The organism is Enterococcus canis NBRC 100695, from assembly GCF_001544375.1.
Classification (GTDB): domain Bacteria; phylum Bacillota; class Bacilli; order Lactobacillales; family Enterococcaceae; genus Enterococcus_H; species Enterococcus_H canis.
In genome coordinates, this window is sequence record NZ_BCQJ01000001.1 from 45,664 (window position 1) to 66,373 (window position 20,710).

Consider the following 20,710-nt stretch of genomic DNA (forward strand, 5'->3'; position numbering starts at 1 on the left):
AACCCAATCAGTTAGAAAGAAGGAAATAACATGGCAGAGTTTCACAACGATGATGCAGTTTTAGATATTCACGACAAACCAAAACCAGCCGCTTGGTTTGGTCTTAGCTTACAGCACTTATTCACGATGTTCGGTGCCACAGTGCTGGTACCTAGGCTCGTCGGTTTAGACCCAGGGATTGCCTTACTAAGCTCAGGGGTTGGCACACTGGCCTACCTAACCGTCACAAAAGGAAAAATTCCCGCCTATCTTGGCAGCAGCTTTGCGTTTATCACTGCAATGAAAATGCTGATGGGTTCGGAAGGGTATCCAGCCATTGCGCAAGGTGCCATCACCGCTGGGGTCGTGTACTTGATTGTCGCACTGATAATCAAAAAAAATCGGTTCGGCTTGGCTAGATAAAATTTTACCTCCCATCGTTGTTGGACCTGTCGTTATGGTCATTGGGCTCGGCTTGGCAGCCAATGCCGCTAACAATGCTATGTTCAACGTTAACGGCAATTATGACTTTAAATATATCGCAGTAGCGTTGGCCACCTTAGCAGCGACTTTATTCTTCAACATGTACTTTAAAGGTTTTCTAGGCTTGATTCCCATCTTACTAGGAATTATTAGCGGTTATCTAATTGCACTAGCTTGCGGGATTGTTGACACGAAGCTGATTGCGGATGCTGCTTGGCTAGCGATGCCTAACTTTGAGATTCCATTCGTGAATTACCAACCAAAACTTTATATCGGTGCGATTTTGACCATGGCACCCATCGCCTTTGTAACCATGACAGAGCATATCGGTCATTTGATGGTTTTAAACAAATTAACAAAACGGAATTTCTTCCAAGATCCAGGGTTATCTAAGACCTTAACAGGGGATGGTGTCGCGCAAATCGTGGCTGGTCTTTTAGGGGGCCCTCCCGTAACAAGCTATGGTGAAAATATCGGTGTGCTAGCTATTACACGCGTCCACAGTGTGTTTGTAATCGGTGGGGCAGCGGTGCTAGCCATCTTACTAGGCTTTGTCGGCAAACTAAGCGCCATTATCTTAAGCATCCCCGGACCAGTTATCTCCGGCATCAGCTTTGTGCTGTTTGGTGTAATTGCCGCTAGCGGATTGAAGATTTTGATCGACAATCAAATCGACTTTGACCGGAAACGCAACTTGCTGATAGCTTCGGTTGTCTTGGTAGTGGGAATCGGCGGTCTGGTCTTGAAAGTGGGTGCCTTCGAGTTATCAGCTATGGCGCTGGCCACTGTCTTTGGCATCATCTTGAACTTGATTTTACCGGAAAAAGCACGCAGCGAAGAAAATTAGGGAGGTCCTCACATGATCATCACATCAGAACGCATCAGTTTGAAACATTTACTGACAGCCGAGGCATTATCCGATCAGGAAGTAATGGGTTTGATCCACCGGGCACAGCAGTTTAAGCGCGGTGCTAGTTGGCGGCCCTTCAAACAGTATTTTGCCACCAACCTCTTTTTTGAAAATAGTACTCGAACGCACAAAAGCTTTGAGGTGGCTGAAAAGAAACTTGGACTGGAAGTCATAGAATTTGAGGCGGGTCACAGTTCTGTCCAAAAAGGTGAAACACTGTACGACACTGTTTTGACTATGTCAGCCATTGGCGTAGATGTAGCAGTCATTCGCCATGGCCAAGAAAATTACTATGACGAGCTTATTCAAAGCAAGACAATCCAGTGTTCGATTATCAACGGTGGCGATGGCAGCGGACAGCATCCGACCCAGTGCTTACTAGACTTGATGACGATTTATGAAGAGTTTGGTCACTTTGAAGGCTTGAAAGTGGCGATTGTGGGGGACTTGACGCACTCGCGTGTAGCTAAGTCCAACATGCAAATGCTAAAAAGACTGGGAGCGACGTTGTACTTCTCTGGACCGGAAGCTTGGTATGATAAACAGTTTGATGTGTATGGGACCTACTTACCGATTGATGAGGTAGTCCCACAGGTAGATGTGATGATGATGTTGCGGGTGCAGCATGAACGCCATGAGGCAGGTGAAAGCTTCTCGAAAGAAGCCTATCATCAGGAATACGGATTGACGGAAGCGCGGGCAGCTCAGATGAAACAAACAGGAATCATCATGCACCCGGCGCCAGTGAATCGCGATGTAGAACTAGCGGATAAGCTGGTTGAAGGACTGCAATCACGAATCGTGGCTCAAATGAGCAACGGTGTTCATATGCGAATGGCGATTTTAGAAGCAATTTTAGAAGGGAAGGCGTAAATTATGGGGACATTGATCAAAAACGGGAAAATGGTAACAAAAGAAAATCAGCTGGTGGAGGCTGCGATTTGGATCGAAGAAGGACGCATTCACGCAATCGGTGAAGCTTTTGACGAGAGCGGGTTTGAACAAGTCTACGATGCACAAGGTCAGCTAGTCACGCCAGGTTTGGTGGATGTCCATGTCCATTTACGAGAACCAGGTTTTACTTATAAAGAAACAATTGCTTCTGGCAGTCGGGCGGCAGCGCGGGGCGGATTTACCACCGTCTGTGCCATGCCTAACCTGAACCCAGTGCCGGATACGCCGGAAAAACTCCAAGCAGTTTACGACATTATCCAAAAAGATGCCATTGTAAAGGTGTTACAATACGCCCCCATCACGGAAGAATTGCGGAGCGAAACCTTGACGGATCAACAAGGCTTGAAAGAAGTAGGCGCCTTTGCCTTCACCAATGACGGCGTCGGTGTACAGACAGCAGGCACGATGTATCTTGCCATGAAACAAGCCGCGGAACTGAACATGGCGTTAGTGGCCCACACGGAAGATGAGTCGCTATTGTTTGGAGGCGTGATGCACGCAGGAAAAGTAGCCGAAAAGTTAGGCTTACCGGGTATTTTAAGTGCCACAGAGGCTTCACAAATTGCCCGTGACGTAATCTTAGCAGAAGAAACCGGCGTTCATTACCATGTTTGTCACGTTTCTACAAAAGAAAGTGTCCGAGTAATCCGCGACGCGAAAAAAGCGGGAATCCATGTGACAGCCGAAGTATCGCCACACCACTTGATTTTAATCGACGAAGATATTCCTGAAGATAACGGCTTTTGGAAAATGAACCCACCATTACGCGGTAAAGAAGACCGCGAGGCACTGATTGCTGGGCTTCTAGATGGCACGATTGATTGTATCGCCACAGACCATGCGCCTCACGGTCTAGAAGAAAAAAATCAAACGTTCTTGAAGGCACCTTTTGGCATCGTGGGTAGTGAGACAGCTTTCCAACTGATTTATACACACTTTGTTGAAACAGGTCGCTTTACTTTAGAACAAGTCATTGACTGGATGGCGGTCAAGCCAGCCGCAATCTTCGGTTTGAATGCGGGCACTTTAACAGTGGGGGCCCCTGCTGACATCGCGGTTTTCGACATTGACCATGAAACAGTAATCAACGACGAAGATTTTGAATCACAAGCAAGCAACACCCCATTTACGGGTTGGACCATCAAAGGACAAACCAGTATGACCTTCGTTGATGGGACATTGGTTTGGAAGGAGCAAGCATAGTGAAACGTTTATTGATATTAGAAGACGGCACGGTTTTTGAAGGCAAAGCCTTTGGAGCAGATATAGATGTAGTCGGTGAGGTAGTCTTTACTACCAGTATGACAGGTTATCAAGAAACTATTACCGACCAAAGTTTCAACGGGCAAATCATTACCTTTACCTATCCAATGGTGGGAAATTACGGTGTCAACCGAGACGATTATGAGTCCATTTCACCAACCTGTAAGGGGGTAATCGTCAAAGAGCATGCTCGCCTAGCTTCCAACTGGCGGAATCAAATGACACTTGATGAGTTTCTGAAACGCAAAGGCATTCCCGGTATCTCAGGGGTTGATACTCGTAAGTTGACCCGCAAACTACGTTCAGTTGGAACCATGAAAGGCAGCTTGATTGATGCGGGAGACGATTTGACCCACGCCTTTGATCAATTGAAGGCGACAGTCATGCCTCGTAACCAAGTGGAACAAGTTTCAACAACTAAACCTTACCCAAGCCCCGGCATCGGCCGCAATGTAGTGGTGATCGACTTTGGCTTGAAGCACAGTATCTTACGTGAATTATCAAAACGCCAATGTAACTTGACTGTTTTACCATATAATACCGACGCTGAAACAATTCTGGATTTACATCCAGATGGTGTGATGCTGACTAACGGCCCTGGAGATCCTAAAGATGTGCCAGAAGCCATTGAAATGATCAAAGAGATTCAAGGGAAAGTGCCAATCTTCGGTATTTGTCTGGGTCATCAGTTGTTCTCGTTAGCGAATGGTGCGGACACGTATAAAATGAAGTTTGGCCACCGCGGCTTGAATCATCCAGTGCGGGAGATTGCCACCGGACGTATTGACTTTACCTCACAAAACCACGGCTATGCAGTGGATGAAAAAACCATCGATCCAGATGTATTGATGGTGACCCACGTTGAGGTTAACGATGGCACGGTGGAAGGCGTACGGCACCGTAACTACCCAGCCTTTACCGTTCAGTACCACCCAGATGCGGCACCAGGTCCGCATGACGCAATCCATTTATTTGATGAGTTCATGGAATTGATGGATGCATGGAAGGAGCAAGCAAAATGCCAAAACGAACAGATATAAAGAAAATCATGGTGATCGGTTCCGGTCCCATTATTATCGGACAAGCCGCTGAGTTTGACTACGCCGGCACACAAGCCTGCTTAGCTTTGAAAGAAGAAGGCTATGAAGTAGTCTTGGTAAACTCCAATCCAGCAACTATTATGACGGACCGTGAAATTGCGGACCGCGTTTATATTGAACCTATCACCTTAGAATTTGTTTCCCGCATTCTGCGGAAAGAGCGTCCGGATGCGTTACTACCAACTTTAGGTGGTCAGACGGGTTTAAACATGGCGATGGAACTAGCCAGCTCAGGTATTCTAGATGAGTTGCAAGTTGAACTCCTTGGAACGAAACTTAGCGCCATTGACCAAGCCGAAGACCGGGACTTATTCAAACAGTTGATGGAAGACCTTTCGCAACCAATCCCTGAATCAGATATCGTGCATACCGTAGAAGAAGCGCTAGCCTTCGCCAATCGCATCGGCTATCCAGTGATTGTGCGACCAGCCTTTACCTTAGGCGGCACGGGCGGCGGGATGTGTGATAACGAAGAAGAGCTAAAAATTGTCGCCGAAAATGGATTGAAGCTGTCACCCGTAACTCAATGTCTAATTGAAAAAAGTATCGCAGGCTTTAAAGAAATCGAATACGAAGTCATGCGCGACTCAGCCGACAATGCCATTGTGGTATGTAACATGGAAAACTTTGACCCAGTTGGGATTCATACGGGGGATTCCATCGTTTTCGCACCAAGTCAAACTTTGTCCGATCACGAGTATCAAATGCTGCGGGATGCCTCGTTATCGATTATCCGGGCATTGAAAATCGAGGGTGGCTGTAACGTTCAGCTAGCCTTAGATCCCCACAGCTTCAACTACTATGTCATTGAGGTAAATCCGCGGGTTTCTCGCTCATCCGCTTTGGCAAGTAAAGCAACGGGTTATCCGATTGCTAAGTTAGCCGCTAAAATCGCCGTAGGTCTGACCTTGGACGAAATGAAAAATCCAGTTACCGGCACCACTTATGCTGAATTTGAACCAGCTTTAGACTATGTAGTCGCTAAAATTCCTCGCTGGCCGTTTGATAAATTCGAAAAAGGCGAACGCTGTTTAGGGACTCAGATGAAGGCCACCGGCGAAGTGATGGCGATTGGTCGTAACATTGAAGAATCCTTGCTGAAAGCCGTACGTTCCTTAGAAATAGGGGTTTATCATAACGAATTGAAAGAATTGCAGGATGTCAGCGATGACGCTTTGACTGAAAAAATGGTCAAAGCTCAAGATGACCGCTTATTCTATCTATCTGAGGCGCTACGCCGCGGTTATACCATTGAAGAAATCGCAGAACTAACGAAAATCGATTTATTCTTTCTGGATAAACTGCTGCACATCATTGAGCTAGAGCAAGCTTTAGCCGCAAATAATGGTGACGTAGAGCTATTAAAAGAAGCGAAGCAAAACGGCTTTGCCGATCGCAAAATTGCGGACTGTTGGAATCAAACAGCAGCAGAAGTGAAAAATCTACGTCAAGAGGCCAATATTCTACCAGTTTATAAAATGGTGGATACCTGTGCGGCTGAGTTTGAATCACAAACGCCATACTTCTACAGCACCTATGAAGAAGAAAATGAGAGTCTGCGTTCAGAAAAACCTTCTGTATTAGTTTTAGGCTCTGGTCCCATCCGCATTGGTCAAGGGGTAGAATTTGACTACGCGACTGTCCATTCGGTGAAAGCCATACAAGCAGCTGGCTATGAAGCAATCATTATGAACAGTAATCCTGAAACAGTCTCAACAGACTTCTCGATTTCTGACAAATTATACTTTGAACCATTAACGTATGAAGATGTCATGAATGTTGTCGAACTAGAACAACCAATCGGCGTAATCGTACAGTTTGGTGGTCAAACAGCCATCAACTTGGCGGAACCTTTATCGAAGAGCGGCGTGAAAATTCTAGGGACTAGCATTGAAGATTTGGATCGCGCAGAAAGTCGTGACCTATTCGAGGCAGCACTAAATGAACTGGCCATTCCCCAACCGCCAGGCGACACCGCAACCAGTGCTAGTGAAGCCGTAGCGATTGCCAACCGTATTGGGTATCCTGTCTTAGTTCGCCCTAGCTATGTGTTAGGCGGCCGGGCGATGGAAATCGTGGAAAACCAAACAGACTTAGAGGACTATATGGCGAATGCCGTCAAAGCCTCGCCTGAACATCCAGTTTTAGTCGATAGCTACTTGGTGGGACGTGAGTGTGAAGTTGATGCAATCTGCGACGGAAAAGATGTCTTGATTCCAGGAATCATGGAGCATATTGAACGCGCCGGCGTCCACTCAGGGGACTCCATGGCCGTTTATCCGCCACAAACACTTTCGGATGAAATCAAAGCAACCATTGAAGACTATACACGGAAACTGGCGTTAGGTTTGAACTGTATCGGCATGATGAATATTCAGTTCGTCATCCATGAAGAAAAAGTCTATGTAATCGAAGTTAACCCACGGGCTAGCCGAACTGTCCCATTCTTAAGCAAAATCACCGGTATCCCAATGGCGCAAGTTGCGACACAAGTGATTCTTGGCAAAACTTTAGCAGAGCTAGGTTACCAAGATGGACTTTACCCAGAGAGCCAGCAAGTGCATGTAAAAGCGCCGGTATTCTCCTTCACCAAACTGCAAAAGGTGGATACTTATTTAGGCCCTGAAATGAAATCAACTGGTGAAGTCATGGGCTCTGATACGAACTTAGAAAAAGCACTTTACAAAGCATTTGAAGCTTCAGGCTTACATTTGCCAAGTTACGGCGCAGTCCTGTTCACGATTGCCGACGAAGGCAAAGAAGAGGCTGTGGACTTGGCTCGCCGCTTCGCAAATATTGGTTACAGCTTAATTGCCACAGAAGGCACTGCTCGTTACTTGCAGGAGCGTGGCTTGACTGTTAAAACCGTCAGCAAAATTCAGAATGAACAAGAAGAAACCGTTCTGGATCTGATTCGCTCCGGTGAAGCGCAAGTGGTAGTCAATACAATGGATAAAAACCGCACAGCTACCACAGAAGACGGCTTCTTGATCCGTCGTGAGTCAGTAGAACATGGGATTCCATTATTTACCTCATTAGATACAGCTAACGCTATCTTGAAAGTCCTTGAATCGCGTTCATTCTCAACTGAAGCGATCTAAAAATTGATTAAAGGAGAATCCGTATGAAACAAGAAATGATGACCATCGTGTCCCAAAAACAATTAGCGCCGCGTATCTTTGAGCTCGTCTTAAGCGGACAACTGGTGCAGGAAATGAAGACACCAGGACAATTTCTCCATATCAAAGTTCCTAGAGCAGACCTACTGCTGCGTCGTCCAATCAGTTTATCCCAAATTAATCAAGAGAAGGGAGAATGTACCATTATCTACCGAGTAGAGGGCGATGGTACGAAAGTCTTCTCAGAGATGAGCCCAGGGGAACTGTTGGATGTAATGGGACCTTTAGGGAACGGATTCTCTTATGACTTTTTAGAAAAGGATCAAGTGGCATTTGTCATCGGCGGCGGGATTGGTATCCCGCCAATGATGGAGTTATCCAAACGATTGACTGCCCAAGGGGTTAAAGTGATTCACTTTTTAGGCTACGCTTCTAAAGAAGTGATGTACTATCAAGAAGAATTCATGGCTCAAGGGGAATGTCGTTTCTCTACCGATGACGGTACATACGGTATTCACGGCAATGTCGGCAATTTGTTGTTAGACGCAGTGCAGGAGATTGCGCCTGACGCAGTTTATGCCTGTGGTGCTAATGGCATGCTGAAAATGGTCGACCAACTATTCCCAGATCATCCCAATGCGTATCTTTCCTTAGAATCACGGATGGCCTGCGGGATGGGGGCTTGCTACGCTTGCGTGAAACACTTGCAAGATGACGAAACTGGTTCAAAGAGTGTCAAAGTCTGTGACGAAGGTCCTGTATTCCCAACTGGAAAGGTGGTTCTCTAATGAATCGTTTAGCAATCTCAATTCCCGGTTTAGACTTAAAAAACCCCATTATTCCAGCCAGTGGCTGTTTCGGCTTTGGCGAAGAGTATGCGAAGTATTATGATATCAGCCAGTTAGGTTCGATTATGATTAAAGCAACGACCCCAGAGGAACGTTTTGGTAACGGGACGCCGCGGGTCGCGGAAACACCTAGCGGCATGCTGAATGCTATCGGTCTCCAAAATCCTGGTCTGGATGTGGTAATGAACAAAAAATTACCAGCCTTGGAGAAATATGACCTGCCCATCATTGCCAATGTTGCCGGGGCCTGTGAAGAGGATTATGTCGCAGTCTGCGCTAAAATCGGGGATGCGCCTAATGTCAAAGCAATCGAGTTGAATATCTCTTGTCCTAATGTCAAACATGGGGGTATCACTTTCGGAACAGAGCCTGATGTTGCATTCCGTTTGACGCAAGAGGTGATGAAGGTTGCGAAGGTTCCAGTTTATGTGAAGCTGTCACCTAATGTCACGGATATCAAACCAATTGCCCAAGCGATTGAAGCCGGTGGAGCAGATGGCTTTACTATGATTAACACACTGCTGGGCATGCGGATTGACTTAAAAACACGCCGTCCAATATTAGCGAATCAAACAGGGGGCTTATCTGGTCCAGCCATTAAGCCAGTGGCTATCAAGCTAATCAACGAAGTCGCTAATATCTCTAAATTGCCAATTATTGGCATGGGTGGGGTTCAAACAGTGGACGATGTTTTGGAAATGTTTATGGCCGGAGCTAGCGCTGTGGCAGTAGGAACCGCAAATTTCAGCGATCCTTATATCTGTCCTAAATTGATTGAAGAACTACCTAGTCGGATGTCCGAATTAGGCATTGATACATTAGAACAACTAATTAAAGAAGTAAGAGAGGCACGTATTTCATGAACACACGACCAATTATCGCATTAGATTTTTCTTCTAGAAAAGAAGTAGAGGAGTTCCTAGCACAATTTCCGAATGAGGCGTTATTTGTCAAAATCGGTATGGAACTGTTTTATCAAGAAGGCCCGGATATCGTCCGTTGGCTAAAAGAAAGCGGCCATGATGTGTTTCTCGATTTGAAACTACATGATATTCCTAATACAGTTGAAAAAGCGATGCGCGGTCTGGCACGCTTAGGAGTTGATTTGACCTGTGTCCATGCTGCAGGTGGCGTGCGCATGATGGAAGCGGCCATGAGAGGGCTAACGGAAGGGACACCAATGGGGAAAGAACGGCCACTACTACTGGCTATCACCCAGCTTACTTCAACCAGCGAGGCAGAAATGCATCGTGATCAATTGATTGAAGTACCATTGGCGGAAAGTGTGATTCATTATGCACAATGTGCTGAAAAAGCTGGCTTAGATGGTGTGGTTTCTTCTGCTTTAGAAGTGGCGGAAATTAAAGCGGCAACCAATCCAGACTTCGTTTGCCTATCTCCAGGTATTCGTCCAAACGGAAGTGAAATTGGCGATCAAAAACGCGTGGTGACCCCAGGTGATGCGAAGAAAATTGGCTCGACCTTTATCGTAGTCGGGCGGCCAATCACTCAATCAGCAACACCTTTTGAAACGTATCAAGCAATTAAAGCAGAATGGAACGGTGAAGTGAATGTCTAATATTGAAACAACGATCGCAAAGGATCTTTTAGAAATCGAAGCAGTTTTTTTAAGTCCTAATGAACCTTTTACTTGGGCAAGCGGCATCAAGAGCCCAATTTATTGTGATAATCGCATCACCATGAGTTACCCGAAAGTTCGTCGTGAAATTGCTAAAGGTTTGGCAGAAAAAATCAAAGCCAATTTTCCCGAGGTAGAAGTCATTGCGGGAACCGCAACAGCAGGAATTCCCCACGCTGCTTGGGTTGCAGAAATATTGGATTTACCGATGGTCTATATCCGCAGCAAAGCAAAAGACCATGGGAAGGGCAATCAAATTGAAGGACGCATTGAAAAAGGTCAAAAGATGGTGGTCATTGAAGATCTAATTTCAACCGGTGGTAGCGTGCTAGAAGCAGCCACCGCCGCTGAACGGGAAGGCGCCAATGTCTTAGGGGTAGCCGCAATCTTTACCTATGAACTACCAAAAGGCGTTGCTAATTTTGAGGCCGCAAACGTACCACTAGTTACATTGACGAATTACTCAACTTTGATCGAAGCAGCGTTGAAGATGGATTATATCAATGAAGACGAATTGAAACTTTTAAAAGACTGGAAACAAGATCCAGAAAACTGGGGTAAATAAACCGATAGTGAGGCGCTTGAGCTGGAGTTTTTAAAAAGACTTTGGCTCAGGCGCTTTTGTGTAATCCAGTATCTGTTTATTTTTGCGTCTTCATAGGAAACGTGGTAGGCTAAAAAGAAAACTGGAGGGGACGAGATGGGCTTAAATGAATATATAGTAGGATTGACAAATCTAGAAAAAATCAACCGGGCACCGGGCTTTTTCAAATTTACTGAGCATACAGTTGCGGCACACTCTTATCGCGTGACTTCGATTGCTCAAGTCTTAGGGGATATTGAGGAAGCTGCCGGAAATACAATTGATTGGCAATTGTTGTATGAAAAGGCATTGAATCATGACTATACCGAACGTTTTATTGGTGACATCAAGACGCCTGTTAAATATGCCAATGCTGAGCTACGCGGTATGCTACAAACGGTGGAAGAAAAAATGACCGATGAGTTTATTCATCAAGAAATTCCTGAAGAGTTTCAAGCGGCTTATCGGCGGCGTTTATTTGAAGGAAAAGACCAAACCGTTGAAGGGCAAATCTTAGCGATTGCGGATAAAGTTGATCTACTGTATGAGTCTTACGAGGAAATCGTCAAAAATAATCCTGAGCCTGTTTACCAAGAGATGTTTAAAGAAGCGGTGAGTACAATCAAAAGTTTTAGCGAGCGACCATCCGTTACTTACTTTTTCGAAAAAATCTTTCCAGATTTACTTGCAACGAATTTTTATGGTAGAGCAGATTTCGTGGAAACCATTCATAATCTTCTAAAAGACTGAGATTCTATCGTGTTTATTCAATACAAAATAACGCCTCCTCTTGCCTATTACTGTGCAAGAGGAGGCGTTGTTTGATTTGCCAAGTGACTTAACTAGCGCCAATATAAGATTTTTTTTTCAATCAGCTCGGCTAAATAGTAAAGAATCAAACCTAAAGCAGATAATACAATGACTGAACTTAGAATGATATTGATGTCATACATCTCATTTCCGTAGGTCAACAAGTAACCGAGTCCTGATTTAGCCCCCATCATCTCACCGATTACGGCCCCGGTCATGGCTTGAGTCAAGGACAGTTTAACGCCAGACATGACGGCCGCAAAGGCAAAGGGCGATTCTAATGTTTTAAATCGCTGCCAATGGTTTGCTTTTAGGACCGTCAAAAAATCACGGTAGTTTTGATCAATCTGTTTCAAGGCCATATGCTCATTTACCATGACTGGAAAGGAAACAACTAAAATGACTAGTGCGACTTTCGAACCAATACCTAAGCCAAACCAGAGGATAAATAGCGGTGCTAAGGAAATCTTGGGCGCAATTTGAATGACTAAAATCAGCGGCATCAGCAAACGCTCAATCAAGCTTATTTTTGCCATTAAGTAGCCTAATAGGAGTCCTACCAAAATGCCCCAGATCGTTCCGATGAAGATTTCCTTTAACGTGGTCCAAAGATTGAGGAGCAAATCTCCGGTCTGCAAATAATTCCAGAAGTAGCTGCCTAATGCAGTTGGGGCGGGTAACAAGTAGCTAGGTACCGCCAAGACCTTAACTGCGACTTCCCAGCAGAGTAGAATGAAGACTAATAAGCAGGATGGATAGAGCCAAACACGATGATTTTTCATTTCTCCACCTCCATATTCACGGCTAAATCTACCGCCGGGTACGCTTTTTCAATCAGTCCGTAATCTGTCAGCAGTTGGATGTATTCTTCGTAACGGGTCAGATCAGAATAACCAAAGCCATGAGTAGCGGTATTACTGCTTTGCCATAGGTGAGGCACAAATTCTTTTTCCATGATTTCGACGATTTTTGCTTCATTTCCTTTGGCGCCGGGCGCGTATTTTTCAATTGCCAGCGCAACGCCTTCTTCGACATGGCCATCTACTAGATAACCAATAGCTCGATCTAGTGCGCGAATAAAAGCCGTACAGATTTCAGGATGTTCTTTTCGGAAAGTTTCGGATGTAATCAACACATTTCCTTGAGTTGGCATGAAATCTTCTGAACGGAACTCGCTGACGGCTTCGCCTTGGGCCCGCAAATCATACGTTCGTAACATTGAGAAGCAGATTGCATCAACTTGGTCTGAAACAAGCGCATTGACGATGGCGCCGGTCCCGATGATTTTGATGTCCACATCATTAATAGACAACCCGACTTTTTCCAGCATAACTTGCAGTTGAATGTAGTTGGGACTACCGTATGAAGTAATACCAATCGTTTTTCCTTTTAAATCTTGAGGTGTTTTGATGCCGCTGCTGTCTTTAAAGATGACCGAACCCAAACCCTCTTGGTAAGTAGTATGGATAATATTGACGGGTACATCATTGGCACGACCAATTACAACTGGATCAGAGTTAGGAAACCCAAAAGCGACGTTGTTAGCTGCCACATTTTTTACGATTTCAGCTGCAGAAGCATAGTAAAATTCGACATCTAAACCTTCTTCGGCAAAGTATCCTTTCTCCTGAGCCAGATATAGCGGGGCATAGTATGGAGTAGCGGCGCCATCGATTTGAATGGCGACTTTATTTTTCCCAGCCGATTTTTCTACTGGACTATTTTGATTAGTGCCACATCCCGCAAAAAGTAAGCCGCACAAAAGTAGTAATCCTACGATTTTTCTCATCATTACTCCTCCTTCCAAGACAATAGTCGGCGTTCTAACAGTTGAATCACTTCATAGAACAATAAGCCTAGTGCGATAGTAAAGAAGATACCAGCCATCAAAAGCGGTGTATTGAAAGTTGAAGAGGCGAAGGTCTGTAAATAACCGAGACCACTTTGTCCGCTCATCCATTCCGCAACGGTTGCACCAATCAAGGCTTGAACGATTCCTATTTTAAATGCAGCAAAGAGCGCAGGTAAGGCGTAGGGAATCTCAAGACTTCTAAAAAGCTGTTTACGATCGGCGCCTAAAATCTTCATAAAATCGCGCATATCTTTAGGAATGGCCTGAAGACCGTCTAACATTCCCAGCACAATTGGAAAATAAACCATAGAGAAAACCACTATGACTTTGGAAAAGAAGCCCAAGCCAAACCAAATGATAAAAATTGGGACTAATGCGATTTTGGGTGCTACTTGAAAGAAGATTAGGAAGGGCATAACTGTGATTCGTAGATTTTCTGATTTATAGATAGCGTAGCCACTGGCAATGCCCAATAGAACAGCTAATAAAAAACCGCTTAAAGTTTCAATACTGGTGACGGCGATATGATACCAAATACTGCTGCCGGTTAACTGTCGCGCGATTTCCTGTAAGACTTTTAAAGGACTCGGCAGCATAAAGCCTGGGACATTTGCTTGGGTGATATAGACTTGCCAAATAATCAGCAGTAGGGCCGTTGAGATAATGGGGTCAAGCCACTTTAACCAGTGTTTTTTCAATGTTCCAACATTCCTCTCAAGTAGTTTGTGTAGCCTGCAAAGGCTTCTGAAGAACGCACGCTTAGATCGCGCTCAGCACCAAGATCAATTGGTAAGACTTCCTTGATAGTTCCTGGACGCGCACTCATGATGGCCACCTTTGTGGAAAGAAAAACCGCTTCGTCAATATCATGTGTTACGAATAGAATCGTCTTTTGTGACTCTTTCCAAATACGGGATAATTCTAAATTTAGGCTGTCACGGGTCATGGCATCTAAAGCACCAAAGGGCTCATCCATCATCAGTACTGTTGGGTCATAGGAAAGGGAGCGCGCGATAGAAGTTCGCTGTTTCATCCCACCTGACAGTTCCTTGGGCAGTGAGTTGCGGAAAGCGTCCAAGCCAACCATTTTAAGCAATTCATCGACACGAGCTAGATTTTCCGGTGTCTTTTGCTTTTTGATTTCTAAGGGGAATACAATGTTTTGATAGACTGTTTTCCAAGGAAACAAGACGGAATCTTGAAAAACAAACCCATTATTTTCATCCGTCGTGTGGTAGGTGATAGTTCCAGTATCATAAGTTTCGAGACCGCTGATGATTCGTAGCAACGTTGATTTACCACTACCACTGGGACCAATCAAGGAAATGAAATCGCCTTGTTCAACTTCTAGGTTTACGCCAGCTAAGGCATTGATGGTTTCGTTGGCAGCAGTTTGGAAGGTTTTTCCAACATCTTGGATCGTAATAAGAGAAGTCATATTATTTGCTCACTTTCAATTGGTTTTTTAAATGGATGATACCTAGGAAGAGCTTGACCTTATCAGACGATTTTGTATAATCCAAGCCGGTCAGCTCATGGATCCGTTCTAAGCGGTAACGCAGCGTATTGATATGAATGAACAACTGATCACTGGTAGTTTTTAGCTGTTCATTGGAACGAAAATACATTTCCAATGTCTGCAATAACTGAGGGTGTTTCTGTAAAATTTTAGTGAATCGGAAAAAATGCTGCAGTGATTCATCAAGTGAAACTTTATCCAATAGCTGATAAAACTCCACTTCGGTAAAATGACAGAGAACTTTTTGTTGAGGAATCAAATGTTCCATTCGCTGGGCAAAGTGTGCCTGTTGGAAGGCTTCGTATGTCTGGGTTAGTGGCAGACAATCGCTGACGCCCCAGTGAAACGGCATGGTTTCATCAAAGGTCGGCCAAATTTTTAATAAGCCTTGGCTTTCTTTTTGACGATGGATTAACAACAGGTTCCAACCTGATATTTCTTCTAATAAAATGTAATCGTCTAGCTGCTGTAATTGGACTAAATTCTCTAATTTTTCAATCAATTGTAGCCGCATACGTTCTTGTTCCTTGAAATCAGCAGCAGTTTCCGCCAATTGCTTTTCGGCGACTAGCACACTGACCCATAACGGGGTACTTAAATCCAGCGTGGGAGAATAGAGTGTATCCAGTACGGGGTTAGGTGTCCGCAAAAGGTAGGCACCTAAATTTTGTTTTAAATACAACGCCTGCTTTAACATAAAAAGCTGTTCATTGATCGGATTCATAATTTCTAAGTAGGTCACGTCTTGCGGTAAAAGAAAAACGGGAAAATGAGATGCTTCAACTTCTTGAACAAATTCTGGTGACAGCTGCGCAGGATCACCTTTAATAACGAGGGCAGCACAACGAAAAGAAATCAGCGTTTGCAATAATTTTACCGAATCAGTTACTTTGTGGAGCAGCGTATCTTCGGTAATCAATAGAAATTCGCCACCTTGCAGCCAAGTTGCTACATTGGTTGATTCAATAACGGTTACGGAACGAATCAGCTGGTTTTGATTAAAATCATCATTTAACGGAATCAAGGGCAGCTCCGTATTTGAAAATAGATTTCGTAGTGTTAACATAGCAAACCTCCTTTCCAGAGAATAGCCAATCACTCTATAAATAACAAGAAACATTAGGATTTTGTAAGATTGTAAACGATATCTTTTTTAAGTCTTTGTAAAGGTTTTAAAAGATGTTTCTTTGCTTTATGTTAAATCTTCACCTCACAAAGTCAATCGCTTTCAAAAAACTTGCACTTTTTTAGTGAAAGCTCCATGTAAATCAACATGCCTTTTGTAGAAACATCCAATAGTTGTTGTGAGTTGAGCATGATAAAGTGAAAGCGTAATAATGAGCGTGATTGAAAGGGGATTAATAATGGAAACATCAATTAAAGGGACAGACAAACAGCAGAAAAAAATCTTAGGAATGGCGATGTCAGGACTTGGTCTGCAAAGTATGAGTACAATGCTACTGTCATTTGTCTTGGCAACCATGATTACAGACTTTGGCATTAGTGGAACTGCCGGCGGTTTTATTTCGACCATCACTAACATGGGGATGCTAGTCGGTGGTATTATTTTTGGTACATTGGCAGATCGTAAAGGGCGTGCCAAAATCTTTGTTGTGACGGTGGCATTGTTTGCGATCGCAACAGGGGCAATGGCATTTGCTACCAATATCTGGGTCGTTTATCTGCTGCGTTTTCTTGTCGGTGTCGGTAGTGGCGGCGAATATGGCGTTGTGATGTCAATGGTAGCAGACACTTTTTCTTCTGAAAAAAGAGGCCGGGTCAATTCTTATGTTACGATTGCAGGGCAATTAGGTAGCATCGTTGCGGCAGTGGCGGCGGCTTTGATCATTCCAGTATTTGGTTGGCGTGGCTTGTTTGTCTTTGGCGCTTTACCAATTTTCTTAGCCATCTATGCTCATTTCAATTTAGAAGACAGTACGGAATGGAAAGAAGCGGTGGCTGAAACCAAGCCTTCTATTAAAGAGTTATTTACTGAAGGACGTGCTTCCACCACGATTCGCTTGACGATCATGGCGATTGCTCAGGTTGCGGGATATTTTGGTCTAATGAATTGGCTGCCTTCGATTCTGCAGCAAAAAATTGGCTTATCTGTTTCAGGCTCCTCTTATTGGATGATCGTGACAATTGCGGGAATGTCGTTAGGTATGTTGTTTTTTGGTCAGATTATGGATAAAATTGGAGCGAAAGTAGCCTATGCGACATTTCTGATTGCTTCAGCAGTTGCAGTATTCGTCTATTCATTCGCTGCAACGCCTTTACTGATTCTAATCGGTGGCGCTGCCGTAGGTTTCTTTTGTAATGGTATGAATGCCGGCTATGGGGCCATTGTCGGAAACTTATATCCAGCACATATTCGCGCAACAGCTAACAATATCATCTTCAATATTGGTCGGGCAGTTGGTGGCTTTTCAGCCGTCTTTATTGGTTTTTTCCTCGATCACTATTCCTTAACAGTTGCAATGCTATTTTTGTCGGTGCTTTATTTGATTTCGTTAGCGTGCGTTTTATCGTTGAAAGTTAAATAGGAGGAATAAAAACGTGAGTATTCATTTGAAAGGTCTCAACATGGGCGATTTAGGCGAGGTGACAATTATTGTCGGGGACCCAGGTCGGGTAGCCCTTATCTCGGAAAACTGGGAAGAAAAACGGACGGTGGTGGATAGCCGTGAATTTGTCGTAGTAGTGGGTCGCTTTGAGGGGCATGCCGTATCCATTTGTTCGACTGGCATTGGTTCTGGTTCGACGGAGATTGCTGTGACAGAGTTGATTGAAAATGGGGCCAAAAAGATTATTCGCTGTGGTGGTTGTGGCGCTTGGCAAGAAGGCATCAAACCGGGTGATATGATTCTAAATAACGGGATGGCTCGTTCGCAAGGGATGTTAGGCGCCTATGTGCCTGAACAGTTTCCAGCAGTAGCTGACCCATTCTTATTAACGGCAATCCATCAAGAAATGATCCAGTCAGGTATGACGGTTCATACAGGAATCGGCTTAACTTCTGAGACCTATTATTTAGGTCAGGGACGTAGTTCGATGATTGGTACACCTTTAAAACCTGCCGCTGATTTTATGCAAAACTGGATTGACCGTGGGATTCTTAATTGTGAGATGGAAACGGCCGTTTTGTATTTATTAGGCAGTCTCTATCAAGTTCCGGTGGCCAACTCATTAGTTGTACATGTTAGTCGTCACAATGAGAAATGGACCAACGATGAAGATTATCGCCGCATTCATCGACAAGCTGCAAACGCTGTTTTGCGGGCTGCCTTAAACTAGTCAAGAAACGAATGAACTTGTCATATAACGGGTTCATTCGTTTCTTTTGTTATAAAAACTTAACAAAAAAACAAAAAGGAACTCTTTTTTCTCAACCAGCTTTGTGTTAGATTTGTACTATTGAAGAAAGAGGAGATTATAGGAATGAAAAGATGCCCTACCTGTGGTTATCACTTAGCAGACAATGAAATCTATTGCCCCAACTGTGATCTTTTCGATCTTGCGGGACAGCGTATCCCCGGCCATCACGATACGTATTTACAAGAGCTTTACGACTTTTCCCGAGTTTCTGCCGAGCCGGAAGTTCCGGAGGTAGAAGAGCCAGTTGAAACTACGAAAAATGATGAGACAAAAGAGGCCGATGGTGCAGTGGCGCCTGGTCTTGCGATAAATGAAGTAAAAGAAATGACTGTTGCGGAAGTTTTGGAACAATATGCGGAGCAGGAAGCCGAAGTGGAAGCAGAGGAGGCTGAAAAGGCCCAAGGGTTAGTTTCTGACGAATCTGCTATGCCAGAAGAGGCGGAAGTCGAAGCAACGGCTGCCTCTGATGAAAAGGAAGCTGAGCCAGCAGAAGAACCTGCTGCTGAAACAGAAACAGCCAATGAGACACCCACAACCACAGAACTGCCTTTAGCACAGGAAGACGATTCTGCTGAAACGAAAGCGCCGATAGAAGTAAACCAAGCCTCCCTCACTGAAGAGGAACCACCAACGGATGAAGTTGAGTCAGCAAAAACAAGTACACCATCGGCAGATGCTGAACTAGAGGAACCTGTTAAAGTGCCGGAAACGGCTGCTAATGAAGAACTAGCTGATGAGACCTCCGAGAATAGCGCTACCCCATTAGATCAAGTGAACGAGGACGCAGAAGTTCCAGCACCAGTTCCTGTACAATCAGCAAATGAAACGGTTGTTTCAGAGCATCAAGATGAAGTAACAATCGAATCTCCCGTACCTCCTGCGTCGGAAAAGAGTGACATAACCGCTGAAGTAGCCGCACCTGAGAAACCAAATGATAATACTGAGGTGGTCGCAGCTTCTGCAGAAAAGCCGAATGAAACCGCACAAGCGATTGATAAACCGGCAGCAACTTTGACCTCAGCATCCGAGCGCACAGAGCCAAGTCAACCTGAAAAGCCTAAAAAAGTGCGAAAAGGGTTATATATCGGGTTGGCTGTTGTGGTCCTAGCTGGCGGCGGAATTGGTTGGGCTGCCCATCAACATCAAGCGCAGCAACAGCAGGCCGCCACTGAGGCGAAAGCGCTAGAGACCTTCCAATCCTTGCTGAATTCTTTTTATACTGCGGATGGTGTCTATTTGCGAGAAAATGGACCTTCCCTAGCAGAGTTGCAACAAGACTTTACTAAATTAACGAAGACGCAACAAACGGCGCAACAGCCGGCCATGGACGAGCTTGAGGAAAAGCAAGCCGCTTCACAAACTGTGAACAAGCTTTTCACGGAACCTGTCTTAGTCGGTTCGGATGTGAAAGATGGCTTACTAGCATCCGCCACTGCCGCTATCCCTGAAGATTTTACGGGAACAGATGCTTTTTATAAGAAGGCTAATCAAGCATTAGCAGCTGCTAGAGAGCAGTTAGCGATGGTTAAAAGTGCACAAGAAAAAATGAAGGCCATTTATACGGATAAGGTAGTCGCCTCTGCGACATCTGAACAACTAGCCGTGGCAGAAACAGCCTTGAAGGCCGTGAAAAATCAAGCGCTAGTTAAAACGGAAAATGAGCACTTTGCAGAAGCTTTGACCGCTGCGAAAAAGGCGGAGGCGCAAGCCAAGGCTGAAGCGGGAAAAAAGGCAGCAGAAGAAGCGGCAGCGGCTAAGGCTGCCGAAGAAAAAGCCGCGGCAGAAAAAGAAGCCGCAGCGGAAGCAGCCAAGGATCAGCCTACTAGTGCTAACGCTAGTACGAATCAGCCCTGGATGGCAACCAATCAAGCCCAGGTAGCTGATACAGCGAATGCGGCGTGGGATTGGGCACCTGGCGTGCAAGCGAAAGTGATTCAAACCTGTATTGATCGTGGTTATATCGTGGCCGGTGGCTATACGCTAGAGCCAGTCGCGATTGAAAATGGTGAAGGCTATTATAATTTGTATGGGACTTCTAGCGCATCCTCTTTATTAAAAGGAACGCCAGATTCCCAATTGCCGGTTTACTTGGTCACAATCAATTGTAAAACAGGTTGGTTTCAAGGAAATGCCTCACGTAATAATTAATAAAGTAAGAAACGATCTTCAATTTTTTTTGAAGGTCGTTTTTTTGCAGGAGTAGATAGTTAAGCTGTTAATTTTCAGAAAGTTCTATATATTTCTGTTCTTTTCTGTAGAAATTTCGTAAGATA

17 protein-coding genes and 1 pseudogene are annotated in these 20,710 nt (G+C 44.7%); 13 read left to right on the forward strand and 5 right to left on the reverse strand.

What is annotated here, in order from left to right; genetic code table 11:
* Window positions 1-30 precede the first annotated feature (30 nt).
* From ECA01S_RS00295 to ECA01S_RS00340, 10 genes and pseudogenes are all read left to right on the forward strand, one after another.
* Window positions 31-1,309 (forward strand): annotated as a pseudogene (locus tag ECA01S_RS00295) (solute carrier family 23 protein).
* 12 nt (window positions 1,310-1,321) lie between these two features.
* Complete coding sequence (locus tag ECA01S_RS00300; RefSeq protein WP_067389365.1) at window positions 1,322-2,245, forward strand: aspartate carbamoyltransferase catalytic subunit; 924 nt, start codon at window positions 1,322-1,324, stop codon at window positions 2,243-2,245.
* Window positions 2,246-2,248: 3 nt separating this feature from the next.
* Window positions 2,249-3,529 carry a dihydroorotase gene (gene pyrC / locus ECA01S_RS00305; RefSeq protein WP_067389368.1) on the forward strand — a complete coding sequence of 427 codons (1,281 nt, stop codon included), beginning with the start codon at window positions 2,249-2,251 and terminating at the stop codon, window positions 3,527-3,529.
* Window positions 3,529-4,629, forward strand: coding sequence for a carbamoyl phosphate synthase small subunit (locus ECA01S_RS00310; protein WP_067389370.1), 1,101 nt, complete (start codon window positions 3,529-3,531; stop codon window positions 4,627-4,629). Before pyrC ends, ECA01S_RS00310 begins: the two co-directional genes overlap by 1 nt.
* Window positions 4,608-7,790: a carbamoyl-phosphate synthase large subunit gene (carB, locus tag ECA01S_RS00315; RefSeq protein ID WP_067389376.1), complete on the forward strand. Its 3,183-nt coding sequence runs from the start codon at window positions 4,608-4,610 to the stop codon at window positions 7,788-7,790. The genes ECA01S_RS00310 and carB overlap by 22 nt, the downstream gene beginning before the upstream one ends.
* Window positions 7,791-7,813: 23 nt before the next feature.
* Window positions 7,814-8,596, forward strand: coding sequence for a dihydroorotate dehydrogenase electron transfer subunit (locus ECA01S_RS00320; RefSeq protein ID WP_067389379.1), 783 nt, complete (start codon window positions 7,814-7,816; stop codon window positions 8,594-8,596).
* Complete coding sequence (locus tag ECA01S_RS00325; RefSeq protein WP_067389382.1) at window positions 8,596-9,519, forward strand: dihydroorotate dehydrogenase; 924 nt, start codon at window positions 8,596-8,598, stop codon at window positions 9,517-9,519. The genes ECA01S_RS00320 and ECA01S_RS00325 overlap by 1 nt, the downstream gene beginning before the upstream one ends.
* Window positions 9,516-10,235 carry an orotidine-5'-phosphate decarboxylase gene (gene pyrF, locus ECA01S_RS00330; protein ID WP_067389386.1) on the forward strand — a complete coding sequence of 240 codons (720 nt, stop codon included), beginning with the start codon at window positions 9,516-9,518 and terminating at the stop codon, window positions 10,233-10,235. Before ECA01S_RS00325 ends, pyrF begins: the two co-directional genes overlap by 4 nt.
* Entirely contained in the window at window positions 10,228-10,860 is a 633-nt protein-coding gene (gene pyrE / locus ECA01S_RS00335) for an orotate phosphoribosyltransferase (RefSeq protein ID WP_067389389.1), read from the forward strand. The genes pyrF and pyrE overlap by 8 nt, the downstream gene beginning before the upstream one ends.
* 135 nt (window positions 10,861-10,995) lie before the next feature.
* Window positions 10,996-11,628 (forward strand): YfbR-like 5'-deoxynucleotidase, encoded by a 633-nt coding sequence (locus tag ECA01S_RS00340; RefSeq protein WP_067389392.1) that lies wholly within the window; start codon window positions 10,996-10,998, stop codon window positions 11,626-11,628.
* 92 nt (window positions 11,629-11,720) lie between these two features.
* Here ECA01S_RS00340 and ECA01S_RS00345 read toward each other — a convergent pair whose 3' ends face one another.
* The 5 genes from ECA01S_RS00345 to ECA01S_RS00365 are packed head-to-tail and all read right to left on the reverse strand — an operon-like array spanning window position 11,721 to window position 16,125.
* Window positions 11,721-12,470 carry an ABC transporter permease gene (locus ECA01S_RS00345; RefSeq protein ID WP_067389395.1) on the reverse strand — a complete coding sequence of 250 codons (750 nt, stop codon included), beginning with the start codon at window positions 12,468-12,470 and terminating at the stop codon, window positions 11,721-11,723.
* Entirely contained in the window at window positions 12,467-13,477 is a 1,011-nt protein-coding gene (locus ECA01S_RS00350; RefSeq protein WP_067389398.1) for an ABC transporter substrate-binding protein, read from the reverse strand. Before ECA01S_RS00350 ends, ECA01S_RS00345 begins: the two co-directional genes overlap by 4 nt.
* Before the next feature lie 2 nt (window positions 13,478-13,479).
* Complete coding sequence (locus ECA01S_RS00355; protein WP_067389401.1) at window positions 13,480-14,238, reverse strand: ABC transporter permease; 759 nt, start codon at window positions 14,236-14,238, stop codon at window positions 13,480-13,482.
* Complete coding sequence (locus ECA01S_RS00360; protein WP_067389404.1) at window positions 14,235-14,978, reverse strand: ABC transporter ATP-binding protein; 744 nt, start codon at window positions 14,976-14,978, stop codon at window positions 14,235-14,237. The genes ECA01S_RS00355 and ECA01S_RS00360 overlap by 4 nt, the downstream gene beginning before the upstream one ends.
* Window position 14,979: 1 nt before the next feature.
* A complete protein-coding gene (locus ECA01S_RS00365; RefSeq protein WP_067389407.1) occupies window positions 14,980-16,125 on the reverse strand; it encodes a PucR family transcriptional regulator in 1,146 nt (381 codons plus the stop codon).
* A 349-nt stretch (window positions 16,126-16,474) separates the two neighbouring features.
* Between ECA01S_RS00365 and ECA01S_RS00370 the strand changes: the two genes are divergently transcribed.
* From ECA01S_RS00370 to ECA01S_RS00380, 3 genes are all read left to right on the forward strand, one after another.
* Window positions 16,475-17,605, forward strand: coding sequence for an MFS transporter (locus tag ECA01S_RS00370; protein WP_373277531.1), 1,131 nt, complete (start codon window positions 16,475-16,477; stop codon window positions 17,603-17,605).
* A gap of 40 nt (window positions 17,606-17,645) precedes the next feature.
* The gene (locus tag ECA01S_RS00375) at window positions 17,646-18,356 is read left to right on the forward strand and encodes a nucleoside phosphorylase (RefSeq protein ID WP_067391048.1); all 711 of its coding nucleotides are present in this window, start codon (window positions 17,646-17,648) and stop codon (window positions 18,354-18,356) included.
* Between the two features lie 144 nt (window positions 18,357-18,500).
* The gene (locus tag ECA01S_RS00380; protein WP_067389412.1) at window positions 18,501-20,585 is read left to right on the forward strand and encodes a cell division site-positioning protein MapZ family protein; all 2,085 of its coding nucleotides are present in this window, start codon (window positions 18,501-18,503) and stop codon (window positions 20,583-20,585) included.
* Window positions 20,586-20,710: the final 125 nt, after the last annotated feature.